The 6,747-nt window shown below is 35.3% G+C and carries 7 protein-coding genes; all 7 read right to left on the bottom strand.

Annotation, left to right across the window (positions count from 1 at the left end; genetic code table 11):
• Positions 1 to 108: 108 nt before the first annotated feature.
• Entirely contained in the window at positions 109 to 303 is a 195-nt protein-coding gene (locus PAT3040_RS36525; RefSeq protein WP_146200539.1) for a transposase, read from the bottom strand.
• Positions 304 to 354: 51 nt separating this feature from the next.
• The gene (locus PAT3040_RS24890; RefSeq protein WP_108994808.1) at positions 355 to 1,485 is read right to left on the bottom strand and encodes a protein kinase family protein; all 1,131 of its coding nucleotides are present in this window, start codon (positions 1,483 to 1,485) and stop codon (positions 355 to 357) included.
• Positions 1,486 to 1,906: 421 nt separating this feature from the next.
• Positions 1,907 to 2,665, bottom strand: a complete 759-nt coding sequence (locus PAT3040_RS24885) for a hypothetical protein (protein ID WP_108994807.1) — start codon at positions 2,663 to 2,665, stop codon at positions 1,907 to 1,909.
• A gap of 76 nt (positions 2,666 to 2,741) precedes the next feature.
• The gene (locus tag PAT3040_RS24880; RefSeq protein ID WP_108994806.1) at positions 2,742 to 4,154 is read right to left on the bottom strand and encodes a serine/threonine-protein kinase; all 1,413 of its coding nucleotides are present in this window, start codon (positions 4,152 to 4,154) and stop codon (positions 2,742 to 2,744) included.
• A 320-nt stretch (positions 4,155 to 4,474) separates the two neighbouring features.
• Positions 4,475 to 5,014 (bottom strand): ATP-binding protein, encoded by a 540-nt coding sequence (locus PAT3040_RS24875; protein ID WP_108994805.1) that lies wholly within the window; start codon positions 5,012 to 5,014, stop codon positions 4,475 to 4,477.
• A gap of 32 nt (positions 5,015 to 5,046) precedes the next feature.
• Positions 5,047 to 5,421: an ASCH domain-containing protein gene (locus tag PAT3040_RS24870; RefSeq protein WP_108994804.1), complete on the bottom strand. Its 375-nt coding sequence runs from the start codon at positions 5,419 to 5,421 to the stop codon at positions 5,047 to 5,049.
• On the bottom strand, positions 5,399 to 6,454 hold the full coding sequence (locus tag PAT3040_RS24865; protein ID WP_108994803.1) for an N-acetyltransferase: 1,056 nt from the start codon (positions 6,452 to 6,454) through the stop codon (positions 5,399 to 5,401). Before PAT3040_RS24865 ends, PAT3040_RS24870 begins: the two co-directional genes overlap by 23 nt.
• Between the last annotated feature and the right edge of the window lie 293 nt (positions 6,455 to 6,747).

The raw sequence follows: 6,747 nt of genomic DNA, 5'->3' as shown, positions 1-6,747 counted from the left end.
GTGAGCGTATGAATATGCGCGAGGGTCTCCTGCACCTTCTCCTTCAGCTTTGCCTCGGAGCGCAGCGTGGATTTTTTCCACACAATCGAATACTTGTTAGTGTCGGCTTCAATCTTCATGCCTTCTAAAAAAGTACTGCTCCATCGTAATATGGTTGTCCATGATAAGCTTCCCAATCATCGCTTCAAACAGCTCGTCCATGAATGCTTTCATGCGCACCGCACGAAAGTCGTTCAAAGTCCGGAAGTCCGGCTGCTGCATCGCAGCCAGCCACATAGCCGGGAGCTTTTCACGCAGCAGCATCGCATCGTTCGAGTAAAATACATTTCTATTTTCAGTGGCCAAGTAGAGGTGCTAGAACGGCAAATCATCATCAGTAATATTAATCTTAATGCTTCCTAAACGAGTTTGAATATTATCAAGTACAATTTTTCGCTTGTATGGATCTAATCTCACCAATAATTGATAGAAATTTTTCACATGCTGGACTTCTATATCACATTTTTTATTATATGCATAGCTTCCTTTAATGAAACACCTGATAAGTTGAGAGTTATCTTGTATAAACGTTTCCAGTGAACTACTACGGATTAGAGTCCCTAATTTATTGAGTATACTATCAATATCATTTATTGGCTCGTATTTATCGTTATAGTAAGAAATGTGATTAACTAACGCATCAGCAAGCTTTTTATATGTATCTTTCTCAGTTCCTGAGAAATTTATCTCACTTATCACTCCTTCAGAAATGGCTTGGGAGATATCGTTAAACGAAGCATAACGTTCGTATTGTTCTAATTTAGTCATCTTATCTAAAATATGATTAAACTTAAACCTCTCTACCTCTCCTTTAGCTCTAAGGATGTTCTGAAACAGTTTCCCAATAAAATAAATTTCAGATTGATGGTTATATATGCCTTCTAACTGAGTCTCGTTAGGCCATTGAGTTACTGGCCAGTTAAGAAATACGCTTTCTCCCCCAGTCTCTTCAAACTCCAATTTTTTACCGAACCCAAAATCTATAATTTTCACATTTTCATTCTTGTCTATAAGTATATTTGCAGGACGAATGTCTCTATGTAATATCTTCTTTTCTTCTAAGTATTCAAATGCATATATAACTTCTTTAAAGATGTCTTCCCAATCTTTCCAAAAACTCGGCTGAAATTCATGAATAGCTGTTCCTTCCACATATTCCATTTGTAAATAGCCAGTCTTGGCTTCGGAATACAAATAATAATTAAAGACCCTTACAATACTGTTGTGAGATATGTTAAATAGAATTTTTATCTCGTCAACAAAACGTCTATACGTATCATCTGAGTTGTTCCCATCTTTAGGAGCATATTTTTTAAATGCAAACAGCATATCAGTTGTCTCATCCTTAAAAAGGTGAGCGTCTCCAGTTCCTCCAGATCCCAATGGAGAAAGATACCTGAAATTTTTCATACTGTCGAATTTCACAAGTTCCCCTGGCACCAACATAGTAATCCCCCTTGTATCAACTTGAAAAAATGGTCTCACAACTATCAAATGTTCTCCACTAGGATTCACTTTCAGCTCTCCGTCTGTGGCGAACAGAAGAAGACGAGCAGTCTGGCCTGAGAGAAAATCGATTATAGTTACCTCCACATAAATTATCAGAAATTTAGCATTTGACGTAGCGAAGCCAAAAGGCTAGTCCCAAAGCGTTATGCTCCAACCCTTCGAAACCGAACAAGTAAAAAGTGACTCCACGAGGTCGCTATTCTGCTAGTGTGTATGGAGGCCCCTAGAATACACAGCATTTTTTAGTTTTTCCAGACTACGCTCTGCTACACTTTGGCATAAAAAATCACATTTTCTTTTTATTTACCTATAATATGAATTTCTACTTTTTTTATAGTTGTATATTTTTAAGATCTGTTTAATTATATAGGCTACATTTTAAGATATGCGAATGAAGTAACACACCGGGATTGTTTGCTTTGTAATACTCATCAACATCAGCACTACTTCCAATCGATGGAGTTTCATCAGGTATGTCTACTTCAACAACATTATATTTCATTAGCAGCTGATAGGTTACTGCTTTTTCAACGGTTAATAGTAAACTTTTTTTATCCAACCCCTCATTAAGTACCGCTTCATTAAATATCTTACCTTCAAGTATAGAACTCGTTCTGGCCTTTCCGTCCTTACCCACTCTTGTGATAAATTCATATATAAATCTGTAGTTTTTTATATCGTAATTAAAGAAATTAGATAACGCTTGAACACAAATTAAATCATCGTGTGCAAGGGTCTCTTTGTTCTCAACCATAGTATTGAGGATCGTTCCCATCAATAAACATGCTTCACTTGACTGGGCTAACATAATCTTTGAAAAGGTATCAGCAATAAATTCAGCTTTAGATTCGTCATCAATATAGTCGATAAGTTTTTGCATTTGTTTTTCCGTGGGTTGTTGGGTAGGATTAAAGCCCTTAAGAAACGACTCAAATCTTTTTTGCATGATTAAAGCTGTGGTATTTCTGACAAAACCAACAAATTTTACCGAGTCACCAACTACCTGAACGAATTCACTCTCCATAATACCTTCTTTTAGATCAAGATAATGAGAGATATGTTCGGATGTTTTGTTCCAAATATCTTTAGCTTGTTGCATTATTTCTTGCTGTTCCATAATATTACCCCCTATTAAGATGTAAATAGTATAAATACTGCAAAGAAAAACTCGCTTTTTATTTTCTCTCTAGATTTCAAATCTCATTTTCACGTTCGTCTTCCCGTTTACACTGTTCCCATACTAACTGAATAGCAGGATGTAATTGACTTTTTACAAGACGTTTATACAGTCTACGATAGAGCGAGACTTCATCTCTAAGAGTAGCTGCTACTGCGAAAGCATCATCTTCAGAAGTCAGCGATAATAGCAGGTTGTCGAATTTATCCATAGACGCAAAACGATTCAATCTAACTGCCGCATTCAAGATACTCATTAATGCATAGGATTTTATCTGTGGACTTTTTGCGTAATTAAACACTGAAGTCATATTAAACGTTACTTCGTCAGCATAAGAATATGGTCGATCCCCAACTCTCTTTTTAATATTTATATAATATTTCTCTAGAAGCGGTTCCGCTTCAGTAGCAAGATCACCCGCAAACAATGACAAAATTTTAACTGGTATCTTGTCAAATAAATCTAAAAACAATTCAGGCTCGTCAACCGGGAATAACGATTGAATTATTTTTTGAACATTATCATAATCGTATTGATTAGATTTTAAATTCTCATTTGCCGTTATTAGAAGGGATTCAAACACTTCTTTAGGTTTCATAGTTGGATCATAGGCTCGCTTGGCATCATTTAGTGCATCTAATAGTTCTCCAACACTTTGATAGCGATCGTCACACTCATGGCGAGTAGCTTTTAAAATAACATACCAGAATCCTTGTTGAACTGATTTCGGATTCATCAACCGTGGATTTTGATTTGAAAGTAAGTTATACAGCGTTTTACCAAGCATGAATATATCGCCACGATGATCCAAATCCCTAGTTCCTGCATATCCAAACATCTCTGGAGGTGCATAATCTGTAGTCATAATATTAATGGTTGCTCTAGTAAGAATTGAACTGTCACGTTCATCCATTTTTGCAAGTCCTAAATCAGAGACAACTACAGTACCATCAGATAAAATTAATACGTTTGCTGGTTTAATATCGCGATGTGTGAAACCCGCTGCATGAATATAAGAAACACCCTCGCAAATTTGTGTAAATATATCTATTGCAGTACCAGTATTCCCCAAAATCCGTGGAGTCACATCAACAACAGAAGTACTAGCTAAAGGCATAGTAAAATACGGTGGATCATGTTCAACGTTTTCATGAATAATTGTAATAACGTTTTTATGATCTAGTGATTTCATAATTCTTACTTCTCGTTTAAAACGTCTAATATCCTCGAGTTCACTAGATTTACAAAACTTGAGTGCTTGATTATAATTTAATAGAGAGTCATACACTTCGAATACAGTACCAAATCCTCCTCCCCCAATTTGACGAATCAAAGTAAAGCGACTATCAAACAAATCACCAGCACTAAAGTTGTAGTTCATTCCATCCCCGTCCTTTGCGTCAATAAGTAAATTTGCCCATTTTTTCACCCTTTCCTTATATTATACATATCCCTACTAACATTAAAAGATTTTTCCGAATCCACCATCACCCTCTTGACTTGTAGAATTAAGGAGTCAAAAATAGAAAGACCACAAGTCCCTAAATAAGCATTTCGAATGTACATATCAATGTACAGCTGCATACGTTGTTTAATGACGATTGGCTCAGGACATTTGGCGAGCAATTCGGCAAGCCGTTCAAAAACGCCTTACTTCTAACGGTATGGTTAGTATAGGATTAGATAAATCAAATAAAAAAAGCTGTCGAGAGTTTACTCTCGGACAGCTTTTTAAGCTTAAAAACGAAATTAGTTTACCTTTAACATATTTTCGACAAAAGAGTGAAGCTCTTCATTATTTTCATTTACAGAATGAATATACAAAGGTATTTGGTGCTTGGCTGCAATATCCTTTGCATATTTTATTTCGTTCTCTTGAAATGTCTCAATGAGTTCAATACTGAAAGCCTGAATCTGATCCCTTTTGAAAAGTTTTCCACTTATGCTTTCTGCATGATCAATTATTAATATGATAGCTGCTGGAGACAAGTTAAAGTATGTCTCCTCAGGAAGCCTTACAATTTCTCCAGATTGATCCAACAAACAAAAATGACCATCAAGTAACAAACTTGATTCCTTTAAGTTCAGCTCGTCAATAGCTTCAATTAAGTATTCCTGATTTTCAGAAATTTGGCCCACTCTTTTACTACTATTAAAAAAAATCGTCATTTTAGCTGATATCAGTTGACTGGCAGAACGATGAATAAGATCATATCTTGAAGCTAGTTCCTTACAACAATAGGTTTTCCCTACTCCATGTACTCCTCCTACAAATAAGATCTTAGCCAAGCTAGTGCCTCCTCATTGAGCTCCTATTGAAATTAGGTGATATAACAGAATGATTGTGGAGCATGAAATGATTTATTTTCTATTTTAGGATCTATCGGCTCATCATAACGTTTCGGGCTTGAAATCTTTATTGCATATCCTTCAAGTCGGTTCTCAAAATACTGCTGAAAAAATATATTACTTACTCCCGAGTCTTCCTTTGTTTCTTCCCACAAAACATCGGGACGTTTCATAATTATGGTCTCGATCTTAAATTCACCCACAATCTTACCTTCAGGCATAGTAGAATATACAACTACGGTATCAATATCTTCTTTCTTAAATATTGATTTTCGGTATTCATATTTCTTTTCACCACTGAATATCTTTTCAACAAATTCGGGTTTAATCGATAACAAGACTTTCATATACATCACCTTTCAATAAAATTTGTTTAAACTCCTGCTCTGTAATAGGAAAGTATCCCCAGTAATTTTCTTTAGCTAGTCCGACCTCTTCTACCAGTCTCTGTTGATTTAATTTTCTCCTAAGCGCAATATTATAGGTCATTTTTATAATATAAACATTGCCAGTCTTATTCCAATAAGCTCTTAACTCTTCATCAGTAAACACAGAGTATGCTCGGCAATATTTCATGTAAGCAGCAAAATTAACAAATTCACTTCGAAGTTTTATTTCTTCTACTACGCAAATTGATGAAGCTACCGAAGTGAACCAAGCCTTAGTATTCTCCGTTCTCATTCGATAAATAACAAGTAAATCGCCTGACTTTACCGAAGCAAGCCCAGGCATTGAAGCTAGATAGACCTTGTGTATACTGTTTGTGTGAGAAACATCTTTAATAATATCGAAACTTTCATTTCGAAGGATAGAATCAGGGAATAATTTAGTATGATATTCTGGTTTGATCGCTAGCAAATGTTTACCTTTGTTTCTCGCGCTCACTAATGGATAATCCTTTAAAACATCGCCCTGTACATGTTCAAGTGACTTTGTTAAAACTAATTCTTCTCCAGCTGGAGAAACTTTAATACCGTTGTTTACGAATCCATATCTTTTAAATAGTTCAACTAATACATCGTGTTTCTCAAAAACCGTCACATATACATTTCCAATATTTTTCACAATCGCATAATCTAATATCTTTTTAATCAAACGCTCACCAAATCTAGTTCCATGTGGGATTACCTTCATCGTCCCTACCTTCAACCAGACACCTTCTTTTAATCCCGGCTGAACGTCTTGGACTGGACCATGTTCTATTTTCATATAAAGAAAGGCCTCAAGTAAACCAGAACTATTATAAAAGACTTGAGCTTGTTCAGTCCGTTTTCTAAGAAACCAATCTTCAAAGCCTGGATAGTCTTGTTTTAAGGTATCAAAGAAAGGATCATTTAAATTAATATCGTTAAAACTCTTAATATGAATAATTTGTTCCACTTGAACCCCTCATTTCTGGTAGTATGGTTCAATACTACCAGAAAGCCATTGTCGAATATTGTTAAAAAAAGTCGTATAAAATACTGCATTAAATTTTATTTATCAAGATATTCAGATGCGCGTTGCTCGTCAGTTCACCTCCTACAATTCACAAGAAACCTTACAAGAAAAAAAAGCTCCTAGTCGTTCAAAAAAAGAACTCTTGTTCTTATTATATACATTGATTGCTTATTAAATCTATCTCAATTAATTAAAATACATCTAGAAGGATTGCCATAAGTCAGAACAAAGTC

It is taken from the genome of Paenibacillus agaridevorans (assembly GCF_003112455.1).
GTDB lineage: Bacteria > Bacillota > Bacilli > Paenibacillales > Paenibacillaceae > Pristimantibacillus > Pristimantibacillus agaridevorans.
Note: the sequence above shows the minus strand (reverse complement) of the source record. Positions and strands in the feature narration are given on the sequence as shown.